The sequence below is a fragment of the Streptomyces prunicolor NBRC 13075 genome (genome assembly GCF_000367365.1).
GTDB lineage: Bacteria > Actinomycetota > Actinomycetes > Streptomycetales > Streptomycetaceae > Streptomyces > Streptomyces prunicolor.
The window spans coordinates 132,179-153,781 of the sequence record NZ_BARF01000002.1 but is presented as its reverse complement, the minus strand read 5'-3'; the positions used below and the strand labels follow the sequence as shown (position 1 = coordinate 153,781).

21 protein-coding genes and 1 tRNA gene are annotated in these 21,603 nt (G+C 69.5%); 12 read left to right on the top strand and 10 right to left on the bottom strand.

Annotation, left to right across the window (positions count from 1 at the left end):
- Positions 1 to 71 precede the first annotated feature (71 nt).
- The 6 genes from SPR02S_RS01130 (at position 72) to SPR02S_RS01105 (ending at position 6,335) form a co-directional block, all read left to right on the top strand.
- Positions 72 to 569 (top strand): hypothetical protein, encoded by a 498-nt coding sequence (locus tag SPR02S_RS01130; RefSeq protein WP_019055090.1) that lies wholly within the window; start codon positions 72 to 74, stop codon positions 567 to 569.
- An 86-nt stretch (positions 570 to 655) separates the two neighbouring features.
- A complete protein-coding gene (locus tag SPR02S_RS01125) occupies positions 656 to 2,320 on the top strand; it encodes a hypothetical protein (RefSeq protein WP_026150102.1) in 1,665 nt (554 codons plus the stop codon).
- Positions 2,321 to 2,343: 23 nt separating this feature from the next.
- Positions 2,344 to 3,069 (top strand): ABC transporter ATP-binding protein, encoded by a 726-nt coding sequence (locus SPR02S_RS01120; protein WP_019055088.1) that lies wholly within the window; start codon positions 2,344 to 2,346, stop codon positions 3,067 to 3,069.
- Positions 3,066 to 4,283, top strand: coding sequence for an FtsX-like permease family protein (locus SPR02S_RS01115; protein WP_019055087.1), 1,218 nt, complete (start codon positions 3,066 to 3,068; stop codon positions 4,281 to 4,283). Before SPR02S_RS01120 ends, SPR02S_RS01115 begins: the two co-directional genes overlap by 4 nt.
- The gene (locus tag SPR02S_RS01110; RefSeq protein ID WP_019055086.1) at positions 4,280 to 5,344 is read left to right on the top strand and encodes a hypothetical protein; all 1,065 of its coding nucleotides are present in this window, start codon (positions 4,280 to 4,282) and stop codon (positions 5,342 to 5,344) included. Before SPR02S_RS01115 ends, SPR02S_RS01110 begins: the two co-directional genes overlap by 4 nt.
- A gap of 88 nt (positions 5,345 to 5,432) precedes the next feature.
- The gene (locus tag SPR02S_RS01105) at positions 5,433 to 6,335 is read left to right on the top strand and encodes an LLM class flavin-dependent oxidoreductase (protein WP_019055085.1); all 903 of its coding nucleotides are present in this window, start codon (positions 5,433 to 5,435) and stop codon (positions 6,333 to 6,335) included.
- 71 nt (positions 6,336 to 6,406) lie between these two features.
- Here the strand turns inward: SPR02S_RS01105 and SPR02S_RS01100 are convergent, their stop codons facing one another.
- The 6 genes from SPR02S_RS01100 to SPR02S_RS01075 all read right to left on the bottom strand — a co-directional run bounded on the left by SPR02S_RS01100 (position 6,407) and on the right by SPR02S_RS01075 (position 12,078).
- Positions 6,407 to 6,853 carry a hypothetical protein gene (locus tag SPR02S_RS01100; protein WP_019055084.1) on the bottom strand — a complete coding sequence of 149 codons (447 nt, stop codon included), beginning with the start codon at positions 6,851 to 6,853 and terminating at the stop codon, positions 6,407 to 6,409.
- A gap of 69 nt (positions 6,854 to 6,922) precedes the next feature.
- Complete coding sequence (locus SPR02S_RS01095; RefSeq protein WP_026150101.1) at positions 6,923 to 7,471, bottom strand: RNA 2'-phosphotransferase; 549 nt, start codon at positions 7,469 to 7,471, stop codon at positions 6,923 to 6,925.
- Between the two features lie 122 nt (positions 7,472 to 7,593).
- Entirely contained in the window at positions 7,594 to 8,601 is a 1,008-nt protein-coding gene (locus SPR02S_RS01090) for a MerR family transcriptional regulator (protein WP_019055082.1), read from the bottom strand.
- Positions 8,598 to 9,485: a metal-dependent hydrolase gene (locus tag SPR02S_RS01085; RefSeq protein ID WP_019055081.1), complete on the bottom strand. Its 888-nt coding sequence runs from the start codon at positions 9,483 to 9,485 to the stop codon at positions 8,598 to 8,600. Before SPR02S_RS01085 ends, SPR02S_RS01090 begins: the two co-directional genes overlap by 4 nt.
- Entirely contained in the window at positions 9,482 to 11,239 is a 1,758-nt protein-coding gene (locus tag SPR02S_RS01080; protein ID WP_019055080.1) for an SDR family oxidoreductase, read from the bottom strand. Before SPR02S_RS01080 ends, SPR02S_RS01085 begins: the two co-directional genes overlap by 4 nt.
- Positions 11,236 to 12,078 (bottom strand): M24 family metallopeptidase, encoded by an 843-nt coding sequence (locus SPR02S_RS01075; RefSeq protein ID WP_019055079.1) that lies wholly within the window; start codon positions 12,076 to 12,078, stop codon positions 11,236 to 11,238. Before SPR02S_RS01075 ends, SPR02S_RS01080 begins: the two co-directional genes overlap by 4 nt.
- 246 nt (positions 12,079 to 12,324) lie before the next feature.
- On the opposite strand from SPR02S_RS01075, the gene SPR02S_RS01070 reads away from it, so the two are divergent.
- From SPR02S_RS01070 to SPR02S_RS01040, 6 genes are all read left to right on the top strand, one after another.
- On the top strand, positions 12,325 to 13,311 hold the full coding sequence (locus tag SPR02S_RS01070; protein WP_026150099.1) for an ABC transporter ATP-binding protein: 987 nt from the start codon (positions 12,325 to 12,327) through the stop codon (positions 13,309 to 13,311).
- A complete protein-coding gene (locus SPR02S_RS01065; protein WP_019055077.1) occupies positions 13,301 to 14,209 on the top strand; it encodes an ABC transporter permease subunit in 909 nt (302 codons plus the stop codon). The genes SPR02S_RS01070 and SPR02S_RS01065 overlap by 11 nt, the downstream gene beginning before the upstream one ends.
- Entirely contained in the window at positions 14,206 to 15,117 is a 912-nt protein-coding gene (locus SPR02S_RS01060) for an ABC transporter ATP-binding protein (protein WP_019055076.1), read from the top strand. Before SPR02S_RS01065 ends, SPR02S_RS01060 begins: the two co-directional genes overlap by 4 nt.
- An 11-nt stretch (positions 15,118 to 15,128) precedes the next feature.
- Positions 15,129 to 15,848: an ABC transporter permease gene (locus SPR02S_RS01055; RefSeq protein WP_019055075.1), complete on the top strand. Its 720-nt coding sequence runs from the start codon at positions 15,129 to 15,131 to the stop codon at positions 15,846 to 15,848.
- An 88-nt stretch (positions 15,849 to 15,936) separates the two neighbouring features.
- Complete coding sequence (locus tag SPR02S_RS01050) at positions 15,937 to 16,176, top strand: SGM_3592 family protein (RefSeq protein ID WP_019055074.1); 240 nt, start codon at positions 15,937 to 15,939, stop codon at positions 16,174 to 16,176.
- Between the two features lie 261 nt (positions 16,177 to 16,437).
- Positions 16,438 to 16,524: transfer RNA gene (locus tag SPR02S_RS01040), tRNA-Ser, on the top strand.
- Positions 16,525 to 16,639: 115 nt separating this feature from the next.
- Here SPR02S_RS01040 and SPR02S_RS01035 read toward each other — a convergent pair.
- The 4 genes from SPR02S_RS01035 to efeB form a co-directional block, all read right to left on the bottom strand.
- Positions 16,640 to 17,458, bottom strand: coding sequence for an HAD family hydrolase (locus SPR02S_RS01035; RefSeq protein WP_019055072.1), 819 nt, complete (start codon positions 17,456 to 17,458; stop codon positions 16,640 to 16,642).
- Positions 17,455 to 18,732, bottom strand: coding sequence for a serine--tRNA ligase (gene serS, locus SPR02S_RS01030; RefSeq protein ID WP_026150098.1), 1,278 nt, complete (start codon positions 18,730 to 18,732; stop codon positions 17,455 to 17,457). The genes SPR02S_RS01035 and serS overlap by 4 nt, the downstream gene beginning before the upstream one ends.
- Before the next feature lie 562 nt (positions 18,733 to 19,294).
- Positions 19,295 to 20,227, bottom strand: a complete 933-nt coding sequence (gene pheA, locus SPR02S_RS01025; protein WP_019055070.1) for a prephenate dehydratase — start codon at positions 20,225 to 20,227, stop codon at positions 19,295 to 19,297.
- A 72-nt stretch (positions 20,228 to 20,299) separates the two neighbouring features.
- A complete protein-coding gene (gene efeB, locus SPR02S_RS01020) occupies positions 20,300 to 21,598 on the bottom strand; it encodes an iron uptake transporter deferrochelatase/peroxidase subunit (RefSeq protein WP_026150097.1) in 1,299 nt (432 codons plus the stop codon).
- Positions 21,599 to 21,603 lie beyond the last annotated feature (5 nt).

The following is a 21,603-nucleotide window of genomic DNA, read 5'->3' as shown; positions in this document are numbered from 1 at the left end:
TGCCGTCTCAGGTACCGGACGGGACCGGACGCACGGTCAAGGAAGCGTTTCCACTTCTACGGGGAGAAACCATGCGTAATCTCTCGCGCTTCGCGTCTGGTGGTGCCGCTGCGATAGCCGCCGGGGCGCTGCTGTTCGCGGCAGCGCCGGCGCACGCCACGTCGTCTTCGGGTACCTGGGGCATCCCGGGTCACAAGATGCAGGTGAACGCCTGGCACTGCAGCTCGTACGCCACGGCCTGCGACTGGAAGGCGTCCACCAAGGTCTACAAGGGCACGAAGCACGACAGCGCTCAGTGGGTCCAGAACCGGGCCATCCTGACCGCTCACGGCGTCAGCGTCTCCATCAAGATCTCGAAGAACCCCGAGGCGTCGCTGAAGATGAACAGCAAGTCGCAGGGAACGGTCCGCTGGAAGAACTACGGCGGCCACAAGTGGATCGCGGACACCTACGGGCAGATGAGGCCCAGTCGGCTGACCGTGTACGTCTCGACGAAGTCCTGTGGCTCGGCCCAGATCACCAGCCGCATCAAGTTCACGGAGAAGTGCGTCACCGCGGGCGCCGCCTGATCCGCGCCTGATGTCGCGCACCACCTGAACGTCTCAGCCCCCGCCTCCTCGGCGGGGGCAGAGTTCTCTTACGGGGGAGAACGAGGATGTTTCACGCCAGGAGAGTCGCGAGAAAAGCGGCGTGGGCCGCCGCCGCGGCCTGCGTCTTGACGACGGCCGTGTCCTGCACCGCGCAGGGAAGCCGCCAGGAAAGCAGGGAACCGGCCTACTTCCAGAGCCTGGTCAGCCAGACCAACGGCCTCTACTACCACCCCTTCCTGAGGGAGGAGCGAGGCAGCACCGAAGCCCAGTCCTACGCCCTGCGCATCCTGGCGGAGACCGGCGCGCAGCCGAAGGTCACCGTGGGAGCCACCACAGCCGCGGCGCTGCGCTCCGATGCGCTCAAGACGTCCGCGCTGTGGGGGAGGTACTGGCTCGTCCCGCTGCGCGGGGCCGGGGTCGTGGCGGTGCTGGGGCGCCGCGACACACAGGATGTGGAGAAACTGCGCACCGTCGGCGGCTGGTACGAGGACCCCGCGCTCGGCGAGAAGAGCGACCAAGGGCGCCTCGGTGCCACCTGGGCCGCGCTGGAGGTGGAGGCAGCCACCGGAACTCTCGGGAAGCTTCCCGCCACCGACAAGGCGGCCACCGCCGACTGGCTGGACCGGCTGGCGGACGGCAGGCCGAAACTGGACGAGGCCGCGGTCCTGGCCCGCTGCCTGCATCTGCTCGGCAGGTCCGTCCCCATTTCCCTGACGTCGCCGGCCGCTCCGGACACGAGCCGGTTCACCGAGCGGCCGGACGAGGAACGCGCCGACCTGCTGGAGGACACGTACAACTACGTACTGCTCCAGGAGTCGGCCGGCAGAAAACCGCGGGTGGACCGGACGACATGGCGGCAGGTCCTGTCCCACGACGCCGGAAGCCTCGACTACGACCAGCTCTACAGCCTGGTGCACATCCTGCGCGCCACCGGGAGCTCCACGGGGGAGTTCTCGTCGGTCACCCGCCGTCTTGAGCAGGAGCGCATGCCGGACGGGACAGTGCGGGACCCGTCCTCCTACCTGGGCACGCCCGACGCGTCGCTGTTCGTGCAGCGACTGCGGAGTGTGGGCGGATGGACGGTGCGGGACGGACATCTCCTGGCCGCGGTCGAGGAGCAGGCCGACTCCCAGGACGCGCCCCGCGACGGGGCCGCGCGGCTGGACCTGGCCTCACTCAGGCACAGCGCCGGCGGCAAGTCCTTCTCCCGTCAGGAGGCCGCGCTGTGCCGGGATCCGGCGACTGTGCCGACCACGGTCACCGCGGACAACGTGGTGGCCTGGCAGCGCGCGACATGGGACTGCACGGAGTCCGGCGTACCGACACCGGTTCCCTCCGTCCCGCGCTGGAGCGTCGCCGACCTGGAGGGCGCGCAGTCGGCCGCCACGCTGGTCGTCGGCCTGCACCAGGCGGGCCAGGACGATCGGACACCTGGCTGGCTGACCGCGGACGTGCTCAGACGATGGGCGGCCGATCCGGGATCCCGCGCGAGCGTCTACGACCGCGCGCTGATCGTCCGCGCCTACCTGCTGCTCGGCGGCCGTGCCGACGCATCCCTGGTGCGACAACTCGCCGGTGAGTTCCGGGCGCACCGGGGCTGCCCAGGGCTTCCCGGCCTGTACCGACCCGATGACGAGCCGGGCTGCGACCTCAAGACGACGTGGGCGGTCTGGGAGCTGGACAAGGCACTGGACCGGAAGCTGGGAACTCTGCCCTCGCAGGGCCCCTGAGACAGAGAGTGAGCAGAACCTCCGTGAACACACTGCTGACAGCGAGTGGGGTAGGCAAGTCCTATACGCTGCGCGGCCGGCGGGTCGATGTCCTCAAGGGCATCGATCTCGCAGTCGCGCCGGGATGTGTCACCGCGCTCGTCGGACACTCGGGATCGGGTAAGTCCACCCTCCTGCACATCCTCGGGCTGCTGACGAAACCCGACACCGGCCGGGTGGAACTGGAGGGCCACGGCACCCACGGCCTGTCGGACAACGCACTCGCGGACCTGCGGCGCCGGCGTCTGGGGTTCGTCTTCCAGTCCTACAACCTGCTGCCGCAGCACAGCGCGCTGCGCAACGTCCTGCTTCCGTTCACCGGCAGGCGCCGGGACGCGGAGGCCCGGGCGCGCGGTCTGCTGGAGCGTGTGGGGCTGGGAGAGCGGTGCGAGCACCGGCCGAGCGAGCTGTCCGGGGGCGAACAACAGCGCGTGGCGCTGGCCCGGGCGCTGGTGAACGACCCGCCCCTGTTGCTGGCCGACGAACCCACCGGAAACCTGGACACCGAGAGCGAGGCCCTGTTGCTGGGCCTGTTCCGGGAGCTGGCGGACGACGGGCGGGGGGTGCTGGTCGTCACCCACGATCAAGCGGTCGCGGACGCGGCCGACGTCGTTCACCGACTGGGCCGGAGCGCCGCTCTTGAGGCACCGGACGAGACGAACGGCCGCTCCTGGGCCACCGCTCGGAGTTCACGGGAGGGCGAGCTGTGAACCTGCTCCAGGTCGCGTGGTGGAACGTGCGCACCCTGCGCAGGCGGCTGCTGGGGCTGGTGACGATGGTCGCGGTCGCCGGCGCGGTGTGTCTGAGCGCGATCGGGATCGCCTCCGACGCGCAGGGGACGACGACCAGTCAGGTCGGCGAGTCGACGGCGAACCGGTCGGTCACGGTGGACTCCCCCGACGGACGTGCCGACACTGCTCAGCTGACGGACGCGACGGTGAGGCGCCTGGCGAAGATCGCTCACGTGCAGTCGGTCCAGCATCGGCTCCAGGTGTCCATGCCGGTACGGGACAACCCCGAGGGGGCCGACCTGCTGTATGCGACGACCTACCGCAAGGCGCTGGCGCCCCCCGTGGTCAGGTCGGTGCGCAAGCAGCTGTTCCCGCTGCACCGCGGAGAGGTGGTCTTTCCCGCCACCACACATGGCGTGGACCTGTCCTCGATGGTGGGCAGGACGGTGACGGTGGACGCGCACCGCTATGTGCGGCCCGGCGTGGGGGACACGGTGAGCGATCGGGTGAAGGTCGTAGGCCTGTACGACCCCGGCTGGCAGTTCGACGGCCCGGACACCGCGTATGCGGACGATGCGACCGTGGTGAAGTGGGCGGCGGCCGCGGCCGGCAAGACGACCGACGACTATCTGCGCACGTCGGGGTGGGATCAGCTGACGGTGGTCGCCGACAGCGCCGCCCATGTACCGGGCGTGCTCAAGGCCGTGCAGCGGATGAACTACCCGGCCGTCTCCCTGCAGCAGCAGCTTGAGTCTCTTCCCGGAGTGCTCCAGCTGGTCAGGCTGACCGGGAACGTGCTGCTCGGCGTCCTGGGCGTGCTCGCCTTCGTCGGCGCGGTCACGGTGACGGGTGCGCTGGGGCGGCAGCGGGCCCAGGAGGTGGGCATCCTCAAGGCCGTCGGTTTCCGCAGCCGCTCGGTGACGGGAATGCTCGTCGCGGAGATGGCGATCGCCGGGGTGGTGGCCGCCGCGGCCGGAGTCGTGCTCGCGGTGGCCGCGTCCGGCGCGGCAGCTGCCGGTCTTCGGCGGATCGGCGACATCGCCCCGTACGTACGTGACACGGTGCCGCTTCCGGGGATGCCGACGCTGATCTCCCTGTCGGTCGCGACCGTTGTCGTCGTGGCTGCCGGCGCCGTCCTCCCGGCACGTCGTGCCGCGCGGATGTCCCCCACCGAAGCCATGAAGGACTGGTGATCCCTGTGAAGCGGCGCAAGACGTCGTACGCCGCGCTCGCGGTGTCCGCTGCCCTGCTGGCCTCCTGTTCCGGCTGTTTCGGATCCGACGAGGTGAAGTTGGGAACGGACTGGAAGGGCTCGCAGACCTTTGTGACCGCGAGCGTGTCCGGGCACACCGTGGTGGTGGGCATCGATCCCGCGGCCCACCACGCGCAGGCGCTGGCCGTGGTGCCGAAGAAGGACGGCGACGACGACGTGCTGGCTCCTCAGCTCGTGCGGTTGGCCGACGGGACGTGGTGGCTGTCGACGCCCCGCAAGGGGGAGCGTCCGGACCGGTTCTTCACGCTCGACACTGCCCGGCACGCCCTGGACGAGAAGGACGACACGGAGCGGCTGCGCGAACTGGTGCCGGGCAGGAGCCTGGTGGCGGCCGTACATGACTCCTCCGGAAGCGGTCGGCGCGCTGCCGCGGCGGACGGCGGAACCACCGGTGTGCTGGTACGCGACGCGAAGACGTGGAAGAAGGTCCGGGACGTGCGGGTTCCGGGGCCGGTCACGCTGGCGGCGTCCGATCCGTCCAGTGACACGGTGTGCCTGACCGCTGGACAGGGGTCCGACATGAAGGCGAGTGTGCTCGACCTGACCAACGGCCGGACCAGACAGGTCGGGAAGGCCGACGGTGTGCAGGTGCAGCAACTGGCATGTCCGGCGGGCACCCCGGTCCTGGCCGGTACCCCCACCCGGAACAGCCCGGGAACCACGGTGAAAGTGACCTTGAGGAACATGGACGGGGCAACGGTGGTGAGCGCGGCCGGCGGAAGGGTCGATGCCGTGCAGGCATCGAAGAACACCGTCGTGGTCGCGGTGAACACAGGGGAGGACAGCGATCTCATCGAGCTGGACCGCAGAAACGGCCGTGAACTGCGGCGCGTGACGGTCGACGGCATGGACAGCTCGTCCCTGCTACGGCACACGCGGGGCGGCTGGGTGATGGTCTCGGACAACACCGCGGCCGTGGTGGACCTCGCCAAGGGGACGTCCCGGACCTTCGACCTGCCGGGAACGCTGACGAGCTTCTGAACTCGCGCGAAAGGGGCCTCCGCGCATCCTCCGGCGACGGGCCGGGCTCAGGAGGGCGGAACCAGGGTGGCGCCGTAGGCTCTGAGGCATGAGTCTGCGTCTGAGCACCGTGATCCTTCCGTACCGTCGCTGGCACGAGGGCGGCGGTGCGGCCTGGCAGCGCGCAGAGGAACTCGGCTTCCACACCGCTTTCACCTACGACCATCTGTCCTGGCGCACCTTCCGGGACGGCCCTTGGTTCGGTGCCGTCCCGACCCTGACCGCCGCCGCGGCGACCACCCGGCACATGCGTCTGGGAACCCTCGTCACCTCGCCGAACTTCCGGCACCCGGTGACCCTCGCCAAGGAGCTCATCTCGCTCGACGACTTCTCCGACGGACGGGTCACCCTCGGCATCGGCGCGGGCGGCACCGGCTTCGACGCCACCGCGCTCGGGCAGGACCCGTGGACCCCGCGTGAGCGTGCCGACCGGTTCGGGGAGTTCGTTCCGCTGCTGGACCGGCTGCTCACCGAGGACTCGGTGTCGTACGAGGGCGACTTCTACTCGGCGCATGAGGCCCGCAACATCCCGGGGTGTGTGCAGCGGCCCCGGCTGCCGTTCGCGGTGGCGGCCACCGGTCCGCGTGGGTTGGGGCTCGCCGCCCGGTACGGACAGGCGTGGGTGACCACCGGCGACCCCAGACTGTTCGAGAACGGCACTCCTGAGCAGTCGGTTCACGCCCTTCGCGGGCAGGCCGAGAAGCTGGCCGACGCCTGCGCGGCGATCGGCCGGGACGTGGCGGGGATCGACAAGATCCTGCTCACCGGTTTCACTCCGGACCGCGGCCGTCCGCTGGAGTCCCTCGGCGCCTTCGTCGACTTCGCGGGCCGGCATCAGGAACTGGGCTTCACCGAGATCGTGATCCACTGGCCCGTCCCGGACTCCGTCTTCGCCACGGACGAGAAGGTCTTCGAGCAGATCGCCATGGAAGCGCCGGCTCAGCTGGCGTGACGAGGGTGCCGGGGGCGCTGTGCGGCGGCCCGTGTTTCACGTGAAACCGGCACCGTGTTTCACGTGAAACATCACCGTATGCGGCTGTTCAGCCATGGCGTGAGGACGATCATCGAGATCCACTCCTTGTGCGTCCGGTCCCCGGGCAACGGGACGACCAGGTTGCAACTGGGCGGGAAACGGCGGGCCTTGACGTAGGCGTGGCCGTCGAAGACCGAGCGGAGGAAGGCGGGGACGTCGTCGCGGTCGATGTCGGGGCAGTCGATGCCCTCGACCGTGATCAGCGCGTCGTCGTCGGGATAGAGCCGCACGCTCACCCGGGGCAGTCCGCCGAACTCGGCGAAGGCCTCGTGCGGGAGTGAACCGTCCGGGTCGGTGGTGACGCCGAAGCCCGCGGAGGTGCGGCGGGAGGTCTGGTCGGCGCCGATGTCATGGGTGACCTCGATCTCGCGCCCGTACTCGGACGCGATCGCGCGGAGGGCGGTGACGGCGGCCTCGGTGCTGTGGAAGTGGTCCATACCACTGATCATGCCGGAGGCGGTGCGGGCGAGGCCATACCGGGACGGCACGCATCAGGTCGTGCCAGGTCAGTGAGGCGCGGGGAACCGCAGATACCGCACGGGCACCGCCTCCGTGAGCCACACCCCGTTCTCGCTGACCCGGAACACCTGGCCGTCCTTGTGCATCGCGCCCGCGTCCACGGAGAGCACGACGGGCCGGCCGCGGCGGGCACCCACGCGGGTCGCGGTCTCCCGGTCGGCGGAGAGATGTACGGCGTGACGGTTCATGGGCCTGAGCCCCTCGGCCCGGATCGCGTCCAGGTTGCGTGCGACCGTGCCGTGGAAGAGGTACGGCGGCGGGGTGGCCGCGGGCAGTCCGAGGTCGACCTCGATGCTGTGGCCCTGGCTGGCGCGGATACGGGTGCCTTCGATCGCGAAGCGGCGTTTGTCGTTCGTGGCCACCACGTGGTCGAGCTCTTCGCGGTCGAACCGGAACCCGTGCGCGGCACAGGCGGCGATCAGCGTGTCGATCTCGACCCAGCCGGCCTCGTCGAGGGTGAGCCCGATCCGCTCGGGCTGGTGGCGCAGATGCTTGGAGAGGTACTTCGACACCTTCACGGTGCGTCTTTCATCCATCCGCTCAGCATGACGGGAGAGACGTGGATCACGCATTTTCTTTTATGGCCGATGTTTGATCCACAACCAACTGTAGTTATCCACAGGGGAATTGGCGTTTCTGTGGACAACTCCCTGACATGTCACACCTGTTCGTCAAGATCAGCTGGGGGCGCACTACTTGGCATGAGCGCATCCAACGCCCTTGCCCGCAGCTCCCGTTCGGCCGCCAACGCGATGAACTCGCCCGCCTTCTCCGGCCCAACCAACCCTTCCACAGCCCGCATTGTCGTCTCGGGCACGGCCACGGAACGTGACGATGACGCCGACTGCGAAGGTTCCACCGCGCCGAGGTGCCGGCGGAGCGACCGATTGGCGAACAGCCGCATCGCGCGGGCGAGTTCGGCGTCCACGGTCTGCTGCGCGAGGGGCCGCAGTCGTCGTACGAGCGAGGCCGCTTCGGTCGCGTCCGTGTCGGTCGGACGGTGTGATCCGTCGAGGTAGCGGGCGAAGACGTGCTCGGTGGTGAACTCCAGGAAACGGGAGGCGATGTGCTCGACCTGGACCCTCAACTCCCGTAGGTGGGACGAGATCGCGGGGAGCGGTACCCCCGATGCGTACAACTCGACGGCCACCGCCAGCTCTTGGGGGCTCGGCACGAGGAAGGAGTCGGGGTCTCCGGGTACCGGCTCCAGTACGCCGAGTTCGACGGCCTCGGCGATTGCCGCGTCGTCCGGGCTGCCGCCGAAGCGCTGCTCCAACTCGGCGCGCGAGATCCGGACCGCCTCCTCGTCGCTCCACGGCCCGTCCACCTCGGCGACCAGCCCGAGCACCCCGCCAAGGCCCCGGCCCGCGTCCCAGGCATCCAGCAACTCCTTGATGGAGGCCAGCCCGTAGCCGCGATCGAGAAGGTCCGCGATCTGCCGGAGCCGGGCGAGATGGACATCGGCGTAGACATTGGCCCGGCCCCGCCGCTCGGGGCGGGGGAGGAGGCCGCGGTCCTGGTAGGCACGGATGGTGCGGACGGTGGCGCCGGTGAGATGCGCGAGGTCTTCGATGCGGTAGGCAACCTGGCCGGAACCCGAACTCGAACCCGAACCCGAACTCGAACCCGAACCCGAACCCGAACCCGAACCCGAACCGGAGTTCATGCGGCCCCCGCCCGAGCCGCCGGTGACCTACTCAGGTACTCGACCGCCCTGCTCAACGACCCCTCCCGCGACGGATGGTACGAGCGCCGCAGGTAGCGGGGGACGGCCGCGCCGAGTGACCGCCAGGTGGGCAACAGGCCTTTTCGTACGGCCCTGTTGTGCTCGGTGAGCGAGTAGCGGACGTGGCCCGCGAGTTGGGGGTCGTGGCGTATCAAGTAGGCCGTGCCCCAGGCCCACAGGGAGAGCATCACGGGTGCGGTCACCGCCATGCCGGTGAGACGGCGGGCGTAGCGGGGGAGGCCGTGGCCGCCGCAGTGCTGGAACATGTCGAAGGCGACCGCGCGGTGTTCGACCTCCTCCGCGCCGTGCCAGCGCAGCAGGTCCAGCATGATCGCGTCGGCGCCGGCCCGGTCGAGGCCCTCCGCGGTCAGGATCCAGTCGCCCAGCACCGCCGTGAACTGCTCGATCGCCGCGACGACCGCCAGCCGGAACCGCAGCCACTCCCGCTCCGGCACCGGCGCGCCGAGCGGCGGGCGTTCGCCGAGGAGCCGTTCGAAGAGGAAGTCGACGTGCCGGGTGAAGTCCCCGGTGTCGAACCGCTGGGCCGTGAGCTGGTCCAGCACCTGCGCGTGCTGGACGCTGTGCGTGGCCTCCTGGCCCATGAACCCCTTGACGTCCGCGCGGAGTTGGGGGTCCTTGACCAGCGGAAGTCCCTCCTTGAGGACCTTGACGAACCACCGCTCCCCCGCCGGCAGCAGCAGATGCAGGACGTTGAGGACATGCGTGGCGGTCGGCTCGTCCGGTATCCAGTGCAGGGGCGTGTGCGACCAGTCGAAGGAGACCCGGCGCGGGGCGATCGTGTGGTGTTCGTGCGCGGAGGTCACAGCGGCGGCTCCAGCCGCGCCAGCGCCCGCAACGCGCGCGGGGCGAACCGGGACATCAGATGGGCGCCGCGCGCCTCCGGGGTGACGGGCACGACGGCCTGGTTGCGGACGACGGCCCGCAGGATCGCGTCGGCGACCTTCTCCGGCGGGTAGTTGCGCAGCCCGTAGAGCCGCGCCGACTTCTTCTGGCGCCGTTTCTCCTCGGCGGCGTCGACCCCGGCGAAGTGCGCGGTCGAGGTGATGTTGGTGTTGACGAGGCCCGGGCATATCGCCGAGACGCCGATCCCCTGGCCGGAGAGTTCCGCGCGCAGGCACTCGCTGAGCATCAGTACCGCCGCCTTGGAGGTGCTGTAGGCGGGCAGTGCCTTGGAGGGCTGGAACGCCGCCGCCGACGCCGTGTTGACGATGTGGCCGCCCTGGCCGCGGTCGGCCATCTGTTTCCCGAAGAGGCGGCAGCCGTGGATCACGCCCCACAGGTTGACGTCCAGGACCTTCTTCCAGTCCTCCGGGGTGGTGTCGAAGAAGGAACCGGAGAGTCCGATTCCGGCGTTGTTCACCAGGACGTCGACCACGCCGTACTCGGCGGCGACCTTCGCGGCGAGCTTCTCCATGGCCTGCTCGTCGGAGACGTCGACCGTCTCCGCCCAGGCCTCGGGGGCGCCGATCAGCCGGGCCAGTTCGGCGGTGCGGGCCGCGCTCTCCGGGTCCCGGTCGACGGCCACCACGCGCGCGCCGGACTCGGCGAACGCGAACGCCGTGGCCCGCCCGATGCCGCTGCCCGCGCCCGTGACCAGCACGAGCTGCCCGCCGAACCGCTGGACGTACTTGCCGGTCGCCGGTGTCGACCTGGGGCGCTCGCCCTCATGGGTGGTCACGAACTCCGTGATCCAGGACGCCAGTTGATCGGGTCGCGTACGGGGGATCCAGTGCTTGGCCTGGAGCGTGTGGCGCACCGCCCCCGGTGCCCACAGCTCCAGCTCGTCGTAGAGCCGCTCCGACAGAAACGCGTCCCCCAGGGGCGTGACGAGCTGCACGGGCGCGTGCGCGTAGGCATCCGGGCGTGGCCTGCGCAGCCTTGCCCGCACGTTGTCCCGGTACAGCCAGGCGCCGTTGGCCGCGTCCTGGGGCAGTGACGAGGTCGGATAGTCGCCGCGCGGGATCTTCTCGACGCGCTCCAGGATCTTCGGCCAGCGCTTGCCCAGGGGGCCGCGCCAGGCGAGTTCGGGCAGCACGGGCGTGTGCAGCAGGTACACGTACCAGGACTTGGCGCCCTGGCCGAGGAGTTGGCCGACGCGGCGCGGGGTGGGCCGGGTCAGGCGCTTGTTGATCCAGTGCCCGAAGTGGTCCAGGGACGGCCCGGACATCGACGTGAAGGAGGCGATCCGGCCCACCGTGCGCTCTACGGTGACGAACTCCCAGGACTGCACCGAGCCCCAGTCGTGCCCTACGAGGTGCACCGGCCGGTCCGGGCTGACCGCGTCCGCGACCGCCAGGAAGTCGTCCGTGAGCTTCTCCAGGGTGAACCCGCCCCGCAGCGGCTGCGGGGCCGTGGACCGGCCGTGGCCCCGGACGTCGTAGAGCACGACGTGGAAGCGGTCCGCGAGCCGGGACGCGACCTCGGACCACACCTCCTTGGTGTCGGGATAGCCGTGCACCAGGATGACCGTGGGGCGCGAGGGGTCCCCCAACTCGGCCACGCACAGCTCGACTCCACCCGTCCGCACCCAGCGCTCGCGCGCACCCTCAAGCGTCACTTGTCCTCCGCCCAGCGCCGCACGTGCGGCAGATCGTCGTCGAGCCAGAAGGCGCTCTGTTCGGGGTCCTTGGAGTCGGTGACGACGAGGATCTCCTCGAACTTGGCGCCCGTGCCCCGGAATCCGAGATGCGGTTCGACCGCCCACAGGCCCGGGTGCGGGGGATGGTCGGAGAAGCGGTACGGCGACCAGAGCGGGGACCAGCCGTCGCGGTGGCCGTGCAGCGCGTCGCTCGCGAGACCCTTCAGGGCCTGGGTGCCGAACCCGAACAGCCGCGGGGACCAAGGGCGTTCGGCGACCCGGTCGATCTTGTGCGCGATCACGCCGAAGGGGTACGCGCGGTGCCGGTTGGCGTAGCCCTGGCGGACCATGAGGCGGTCCACGTCCTCGTAGATCTCGCGCAGCGGGCGCCGCTCGCGCACCTCGCGCAGGAGCAGCGCGCGGTGCGCCTCCAGGTCGGCCATCAGCCGGTCCTGCACCGGATTGGCGCCCAGGGAGCCCGAGTAGCCGATGTCGGCCGTGAAGCCCTTGTACACCGGGGCCATGTCCAGGATGAACGGCATCCCGGGCTCCAGCCGGCGGCCCGTGGGGAAGAACTGGAGCGGCACCCGGAAGTCCGTGAACGCCGTGCGGTCGCCGAACCAGGCGAAGGGCAGATGGAACCAGTCCCGCACACCCCGCGCGCGCAGCCACGACCGCTGCATCCGCGCCGCGTCCCGCTCGGTCACCCCGGGCTCCAGCCGGGCCGCGACGGCTTCGGCGCATTCGTACGCCAGCCGCTGGACCTTCCTGAACCCCCGCAGTTCCGCGGAGAGTTCGCGTGTCACCGCCGTAGTCATGCCACCGCCCCACCTGTCCACACCGACTGCGGTACGTGCTCGTAACTTGACACTCGTGAATGTGACAGTTGTTAGAGGCTGCGTCAATAGGCGTGATCTCTACCTGTGGATAACCGCGAGGGCCGGTCGTGTAGCTCTCAAGTAGGGGCATCCCCTACGGACCCGTACGTCTGGAGTCTGACGCGAGGACAGCTCTGCGGGGTGACGACCGCAGTGGTCCGCGTCACTACCTTCGTAGACGTGACTGTGATCGCGACCGAAAGCCTGAGCAAGCGGTTCCCGCGGGTGACCGCGCTTGACCGGCTCTCCGTGGACGTCGGCCCCGGTGTGACGGGGCTCGTCGGTGCCAACGGAGCCGGCAAGTCGACCTTGATCAAGATCCTGCTGGGTCTGTCCCCCGCCTCCGAGGGCCGAGCCGAAGTGCTCGGCCTCGATGTCGCCACCAAGGGTGCCGACATCCGCGAGCGCGTCGGGTACATGCCGGAGCACGACTGTCTGCCGCCCGACGTCTCGGCCACCGAGTTCGTCGTCCACATGGCGCGCATGTCCGGCCTGCCGCCCACCGCGGCCCGCGAGCGCACCGCGGACACCCTGCGCCATGTCGGTCTGTACGAGGAGCGCTACCGCCCCATCGGCGGCTACTCGACGGGCATGAAGCAGCGCGTCAAGCTCGCGCAGGCCCTCGTCCACGACCCCCAACTGGTCTTCCTGGACGAGCCGACCAACGGCCTCGACCCGGTCGGCCGCGACGAGATGCTCGGCCTCATCCGCCGCATCCACACGGACTTCGGCATCTCGGTGCTGGTGACCTCGCACCTGCTGGGCGAGCTGGAGCGCACCTGCGACCACGTCATCGTGGTCGACGGCGGCAAGCTCCTGCGCTCCAGCTCCACCACGGACTTCACCCAGATCACGACCACCCTGGCCATCGAGGTCACCGACACCGACGACCACCCGGACGGCACCCGCGCGGTGCGCGACGCGCTCCACGCGCGCGGGGTGGACACCCACGACAGCAGCGGCCTCCCGGGCGCGGGCCATGTCCTCCTTCTGACGGCCACGGGCGAGGAGACGTACGACGTGATCCGGGACGTGATCGCGGACCTCGGCCTGGGACTGGTGCGCATGGAGCAGCGCAGGCACCACATCTCCGAGGTCTTCACCGACACCGACACCAGCACCAGCACCGGCAGCGACGCAGAGCGGAAGGAGGCCGTAGGCCATGGCAATTGACCAGCCCCTGGTCCCCCAGCCGGGCGACCAGACCCGTATCCACAACATCGGCTACCGCAACTACAACGGCCCCCGCCTGGGCCGCGCCTACGCCCGCCGCTCCCTCTACTCGATGTCCCTGCGCGGCTCCTACGGCCTCGGCCGTTCGGTGAAGTCCAAGGTCCTGCCGATGCTGCTGTTCGTGGTCATGTGCGTGCCCGCGGCCATCATGGTGGCCGTCGCGGTCGCCACGAAGGCCAAGGACCTGCCCGTCGACTACACGCGCTACGCGATCATCATGCAGGCCGTCATCGGCCTGTACGTCGCCTCGCAGGCACCCCAGTCGGTCTCGCGCGACCTGCGCTTCAAGACCGTACCGCTGTACTTCTCACGGCCGATCGAGACCGCCGACTACGTGCGGGCCAAGTTCGCGGCCCTGGCCTCGGCCATGCTCATCCTGACCGGGGCCCCGCTGATCGTGCTCTACGTAGGCGCCCTGTTGGCCAAGCTGGACTTCGCCGACCAGACCAAGGGCTTCGCCCAGGGACTCGTCTCCGTGACGCTCCTCTCGCTGCTCTTCGCCGGCATCGGCCTGGTCATCGCCGCCGTCACCCCGCGCCGCGGCTTCGGCATCGCCGCCATCATCGCCGTACTGACCATCTCCTCCGGCGCGGTCTCCACCCTCCAGGCGATCGCCGACGCGCAGAACTCCACGAACGCCATCCCCTGGATCGGCCTCTTCTCGCCCGTCACGCTCATCGACGGCCTGCAGTCGGCCTTCCTGGGCGCGAGTTCGGCGTTCCCCGGAGGCGTCGGCCCCAGCCACGCGGAAGGCGTCGTCTACATCCTCGCCGTCCTGGGCCTCATCGCCGCGACCTACGGCCTCCTGATCCGCCGCTACCGGAAGGTGGGCCTGTGACCACGCTCTCCATCGACCATGTCTCCCGCTGGTTCGGCAACGTGGTCGCCGTCAACGACATCACCATGAACGTCGGCCCCGGAGTCACCGGACTGCTCGGCCCCAACGGCGCCGGAAAGTCCACCCTCATCAACATGATGGGCGGCTTCCTCGCCCCCTCCACCGGCACCGTCACCCTCGACGGCCAGCAGGTCTGGCGCAACGAACAGATCTACAAGTACATCGGCATCGTCCCCGAGCGCGAGGCGATGTACGACTTCCTCACCGGACGCGAATTCGTCGTAGCCAACGCCGAGTTGCACGGCCTCGGCGCCAAGGCCGCCCAAAAAGCCCTGGCCACGGTCGAGATGGAGTACGCGCAGGACCGCAAGATCTCGACGTACTCCAAGGGCATGCGTCAGCGCGTGAAGATGGCGTCCGCCCTGGTCCACGATCCCTCGCTGCTTCTGCTCGACGAGCCCTTCAACGGCATGGACCCACGCCAGCGCATGCAACTCATGGACCTGCTGCGGCGGATGGGCGACGAGGGCCGCACGGTGCTGTTCTCGTCCCACATCCTCGAAGAGGTCGAGCAACTCGCCTGGCACATCGAGGTAGTTGTGGCCGGACGGCACGCGGCCAGCGGTGACTTCCGCAAGATCCGCCGCCTGATGACCGACCGCCCGCACCGCTACCTGGTCCGCTCCAGCGACGACCGTGCCCTCGCGGCCGCGCTGATCGCCGACCCGTCGACATCCGGCATCGAGGTCGACCTGGCCGAGGACGCGCTGCGCATCCAGGCCGTCGACTTCGGCCGGTTCACGGCCCTGCTGCCCCGGGTGGCCAAGGACCACGGCATCCGGCTGCTCACGGTCTCGCCGTCGGACGAGTCCCTCGAGTCCGTCTTCTCGTATCTCGTCGCGGCGTAGGAGGCCAAGAGATGTACGATCCCACAGTCGCCCGACTCACCTACCGGGCCCTGCTCGGCCGGCGCCGGGCCCTCATCCTGGGCGCCCTGCCCTTCCTGCTGATCGCGATCTCCGTGGTGGTACGCGGCCTCACCGGCGCCGACGACCAGACCGCGGTCGACGTCCTGGGCGGGCTCGGCCTCGCCACGATGGTGCCGATCATCGGCGTCATCGCCGGCACCGGCGCGATCGGGCCGGAGATCGACGACGGCTCCGTGGTGTACCTGCTGTCCAAGCCGCTGAAGCGGCCCACGATCATCTTCACCAAGCTGATCGTGGCGATCGCCGTCACCATGGTGTTCTCGGCGGTCCCCATGCTGATCGCCGGCTTCATCCTCAACGGCAACGGCCAGCAGATCGCCGTCGCCTACACGGTGGCCGCACTGGTCGCCTCCATCGCCTACGCGGCACTCTTCCTGCTGCTCGGCACGGTCTCCCGGCACGCGGTGGTCTTCGGACTCGTCTACGCCCTCGTCTGGGAAGCCCTGTTCGGCTCCCTGGTCGCCGGCGCCCGCACGCTGAGCGTCCAGCAGTGGTCCCTCGCCGTCGCCCACAAGGTCGCCGGCGGAGAGCTGGTCACCTCGGACGTCGGACTGACCACGGCCACGGTGTTCCTCGTCGCGGTCACCGCGGGAGCCACCTGGTTCGCCGGACAGAAGCTGCGCTCGCTGAAGCTCGCCGGCGAGGAATGACAGGTCCTGATCTTGACGGGGGCTTCATCTCTGTCCGGGCACACTGGGCAAACGGGACGGACGGCACGGACGGCTGGGAGGAACGGGGATGGCCGGAGAGGCGACGTACGGCGGCGGTCAGGCCGAGTCCGGGGACGGCTGGGACAAGCTGGTCCTGGACGACGACTTCATACGCTCCGCCGAGACGGCCGAGCCGTCCGCCCGGGCCCGGATGCTCGCGGCGCGCTGGCGCGCGGAGTCGCCGGAGCCGCAGCCGTGGCGCTCTGACGAGCCGCCCGCGGGGTGGTTCTTCAGCAAGGCGCGGCGGCGTAAGTGGCGGCGGCGGTAGGCGTCACGCGGCTGCCCTTTTATTCGGTGGCGCCCAACTCGGCGTACAGGCACAGTTGTTGTGTCGACGCCGGATCAGCCGGCGCCACTGACTGGGAGAGGAGCTGGACGATGTCGATGCACGACAGTACGTCCAACTCCCTTCAGGGCAGCCCGCGGCGGTCTCCGGAGTAGTTACCCTCCGTCGAGTCGCCCACCACGGGGAGCTGCCCGGGGCGGCCGCTTCGAGCACGCGACTCATTATCGCGTGGGCCGCCCTCCCGGAGGATTGGCCGAGTGGTAAGGCACTGGCTTGCTAAGCCATGGTCGGGCTGGAAAGCCCGCGCACGTTCGATCCGTGCATCCTCCGCAAGACGTTGTCACTGAGACTGGGCTGCAGATGAAGCCCACGGCGAGCATGCCCACCCAAGGGGCGCGAGGAACTGCGCGACCAGCCCCCACCGACCCGCAGCCACACGACAACCTCAACCCAGCAGTCGCTCCAACACCACCGCGATCCCGTCCTCCTCATTCGAAGACGTCACCTCGTCCGCAACAGTCTTGAGCTCCTCATGCGCGTTGGCCATCGCCACGCTGTGGGACGCCCAGGCGAACATCGCGATGTCGTTGGGCATGTCGCCGAAGGCGATCGTGTCGGCGGACTTCAGGCCCAGGCGGCGGGCGGCCAGGGACAGACCGGTCGCCTTGGTCAGGCCCAGCGGGAGCAGTTCGACGATGCCCTCACCCGCCATCGCGACCGAGACGAAACCGCCCGCGGCCAGCTGCGCCGCCTCGGCGAGCTGGTCGTCCGTGAGGGTCGGGTGCTGGATGTAGATCTTGTTCAGCGGCGCAGCCCACAGCTCGGACACGTCCGAGAGGGGCGTCGACGGCAGCGTGCCCGTGACCGCGTACCCGTCGCCGACCAGCACCTCACCGTCCAGGCCGTCCCGGCTCGCCGCCAGGAACAGCGGGCCGACCTCCGCCTCGATCTTGGCGAGTGCCACCCCGGCGAGTTGGCGGTCCAGGGTGACCGAGGTCAGCAGGCGGTGCTCGCCGGCGTCGTAGACCTGGGCGCCCTGGCCGCAGACCGCGAGGCCCTCGTAGCCGAGGTCGTCGAGGATGTGCCGGGTCCAGGGGACCGCGCGGCCGGTGACGACGATGTGCGCCGCACCCGCCGCGGTGGCCGCGGCGAGGGCGTCACGCGTGCGCGACGAGATCGACTCGTCGGAGCGCAGGAGCGTTCCGTCGAGGTCGGTCGCGATCAGTCGGTACGGGAACCCCCCAGAGGGAGGCGCAGTGGTCACTTGGCGACCGGCGTCAGGAACTCACGGCCGCCCAGGTACGGACGCAGTACGTCGGGCACACGCACGGAACCGTCGGGCAGCTGGTGGTTCTCCAGGATCGCCACGATCGTGCGCGGTACGGCGCACAGCGTGCCGTTGAGTGTGGCCAGCGGCTGCACCTTCTTGCCGTCGCGCAGGCGTACGGAGAGCCGTCGGGCCTGGAAGCTGTCGCAGTTGGAGGCCGAGGTCAGCTCGCGGTACTTGCCCTGGGTCGGGATCCACGCCTCGCAGTCGAACTTGCGGGACGCCGACGAGCCGAGGTCGCCCGAGGCCACGTCGATGACCTGGAAGGGCAGTTCGAGGGCGGTGAGCCACTGCTTCTCCCAGTCCAGGAGCCGCTGGTGCTCGTTCTCCGCGTCCTCGGGGAGGACGTACGAGAACATCTCGACCTTGTCGAACTGGTGCACGCGGAAGATGCCACGCGTGTCCTTGCCGTACGTGCCGGCCTCGCGGCGGAAGCACGGGGAGAAGCCCGCGTAGCGCAGCGGCAGCTTGTCCGCGTCGAGGATCTCGTCCATGTGGTACGCGGCGAGGGGGACCTCGGAGGTGCCGACCAGATAGAAGTCGTCCTTCTCCAGGTGGTACACGTTCTCCGCGGCCTGGCCGAGGAAGCCGGTGCCCTCCATGGCGCGCGGGCGGACCAGCGCCGGGGTCAGCATCGGGATGAAGCCGGCCTCCGTGGCCTGCGCGATCGCCGCGTTGACGAGCGCCAGCTCCAGGAGGGCGCCGACGCCGGTGAGGTAGTAGAAGCGCGAGCCGGAGACCTTGGCGCCGCGCTCGACGTCGATGGCGCCCAGCGCCTCGCCGAGTTCCAGGTGGTCCTTGGGCTCGAAGCCCTCGGCGGCGAAGTCGCGGATCGTGCCGTGCGTCTCCAGGACGACGAAGTCCTCCTCGCCGCCCACGGGCACATCGGGGTGCACGAGGTTGCCGAGCTGGAGCGCGAGGCGCTTGGTCTCCTCGTCCGCCTCGTGCTGCTCGGCGTCGGCCGCCTTGACGTCGGCGGCGAGCTGGCCCGTCTTCTTGAGCAGCTCGGCCTTCTCGTCGCCGGAGGCCTTGGGGATGAGCTTGCCGAGCGCCTTCTGCTCGGAACGCAGCTCGTCGAAGCGGACGCCGGACGACCTGCGCCGCTCGTCGGCGGACAGGAGAGCGTCGACGAGCGCGACGTCCTCTCCACGGGCGCGCTGGGACGCGCGCACACGGTCGGGGTCCTCACGAAGCAGGCGAAGGTCAATCACGCGGAACAGGCTACCGGTGCCGGGTTCCGGCTCACGACTCCGTATTTCAAACTGCGGCTTACATATAGTTATGGGGTATTTGCGAAGAGTGTTCCTGTGCGTCTGGACGTGTCAATGAAAAGGCGTCCCGCTCCCTGGATGGGGGCAGCCGCGAGGCGGCCTGTTGACTCGAATCCCTTGTGGGAAACGGGACTTGAGGCCGCGGTTGTCCACAGGAATCCACATCCCGGAAGAGTTATCCACAGGGTGTGCGAAAGATCTGTGGACACTGGAAATGATCATTTCCAAAAGGTTTCGCGAGCCGGGCGATTCCTGTCCCAAACGCGCTTCCTGCTCACTTTCGGGTGGAAATGCGTCGCTCCATAGGATTGCCCGAAGGAAACAGGTGGACGAAGAGTGACCTACGTGCCGGTGGACGCATCGATGGCCTGTAGGGAGATTTGTCGACTGGATCGCACTTCGTTGTCGACTTGTCCCCAGGTCGAGAAGCGGACCTGTGGATAACTTCTGTGGATAACGAAGATACGCAGGTAGTACCGGGACGCTACACAGGTACCACCGGTCAGAAACGGCCGTCCTGGCAGTGCGTGACCCAGTCGGCCGCCGCCAGGAACTCCTCGTCCGAGGTCCCCGGGAACAGCGGCCGCACCCCGTCCACGCGGACGTCCGCGCGCGGGTACGAACCCAGGAAGCGCACCTGCAGACAGATCCGCTTGAGCCCGCTCAGCGCCTCGGCGACCCGGCGGTCGGAGATGTGCCCCTCGGCGTCGATGCAGAAGCAGTAGTTGCCGATGCCGGCGCCGGTCGGGCGGGACTGCAGCAGCATCATGTTGATGCCCCGGGTGGCGAACTCGCCCAGCAGGTCGCGCAGTCCGCCGGGGTGGTCGTCGCGCTGCCAGATCACGACCGACGTCTTGTCCGCGCCGGTCGGGGCCGCCGGGCGGGCGGGCCTGCCCACCAGCACGAACCGGGTCTGCGCGTTCTCCGCGTCGTGGATCTCGGTCTCCAGCGCTTCGAGACCGTACCGGGCGGCGGCGAACTCACCGGCGAACGCGGCGTCGTACTGGCCTTCCTGGACCAGCCGGGCGGCGTCCGCGTTCGAGGCCGCCGACTCCCACAGGGCGTCCGGGAGGTTCGCCTTCATCCAGTTGCGGACCTGCGGCTGGGCGGCGGGGTGCGCGGAGACCGTCTTGATGTCGGAGATCTTCGTGCCAGGCCTGACCAGCAGCGCGAAGGTGATCGACAGCAGCACCTCGCGGTAGATCATCAGCGGGGCGCCCGCGACCAGCTCGTCCAGGGTGGTGGTGATGCCGCCCTCGACGGAGTTCTCGATCGGCACGAACGCGGCCTCGGCCTCGCCGGTGCGCACGGCGTCCAGGGCGGACTGCACCGACACGTACGGGATCAACTCCCGGGTGGCCGCCTCGGGAAGCGTCCGCAGGGCGACTTCGGTGAAGGTGCCCTCAGGGCCGAGATACGCGTAGCTGGCTGGCATGACCTCACCCTAATGGGCCTTGCGGAACCCGAAGCACGCTTCCTGGACCGGCCACTCCATAGGGCGACACGCTCACCCCTCCAGCAACCGCTGCCCCACGTACTCGCCCTCCGCCGCCCCGCCCGGCACCGCGAACAGACCGCTCGCCTCGTGGCGGATGTACGTCGACAGGGCATCACCGCGGTCGAGTTTCCGCTGCACGGTGACGAAGCCGCGCAACGGGTCCGCCTGCCAGCACACGAAGAGCAGCCCGGCGTCCGGGGTGCCGTCGGCGGCGATGCCGTCGTGGTACGAGAAGGGGCGCCGGAGCATCGCCGCGCCCCCGTTCTGGTCGGGCCGGGCGATCCGGGCGTGCGCGTTGATGGGGACGACCAGAGCGCCCTTCGCGTCGGTCTTCTCCAGGTCCATCGCGGTCGTCTCACCGCCCCCGGACAGGGCCGCGCCATTGGACTTGCGGCGCCCGACGACGTTCTCCTGGGCGCCGGTCGAGAGCTTCTCCCAGTCGTCGAGGAGCATGCGGATACGGCGTACGACGGCGTAGGAGCCGTTCGCCATCCACGCCGGGTCGCTCGAACCGGACGCCGGCACGAAGATCCGCTTGTCGAAGTCGGACTCGGTCGGCTTGGGGTTGCGGGTGCCGTCGAGCTGGCCCATCAGATTGCGGGCCGTCATCTTGTGGGCCGTGGCACCCGGCGTCCGGTTGAAGCCGTTCATCTGCCAGCGGACCTTGGCCGCGCTGCCCGCGTCCTTCTGGATCGTGCGCAGGGCGTGGAAGGCGACCAGCGCGTCATTGGCGCCGATCTGCACCCACAGGTCGCCGTTGCTGCGCGCCTTGTCGAGGTGGTCGGAGGAGAAGTCGGGGAGCGGGTCGAGGGAGGCGGGGCGCTGCTTCTCCAGTCCCGTACGGGAGAAGAAGGAGTTACCGAAGCCGAAGGTGATCGTCAGCGACGAGGGCCCCGCGTCCCGGGCGACCTCCGTGTCGTCCTGCGCCGCCGCCTCGCCCGCCATCAGCCGCTGGGCGGTCGTCGACCAGCGGCGCAGCAGGGCCGCCGCCTCCTTGCGGCTCGCGCCCGCCGCCAGGTCGAAGGCGACGAGATGGCCACGCGCCTGGAGGCCCTCGGTGATGCCCGGCTGATGTTTCCCGTGAAACATTGCCATGTCCTCGCCCAGCGAGGTCAGCGGTGTGGCCCCGGCGGGCGAGGACGCGTACCCCACGGCTCCGCCCGCCGCACCGAGCACGAGCCCGGTGGCACCGGCCGTACCGAGGAGTCGTCGGCGGGAAATGCCCTCCCCTGGGGAGGCGTTTTCGGAAACGGCCTCCCCGGGAGGTGCCTCTACGGTCCGGGCCTCGGGAATGGACTGGTCAGGCATGGCGT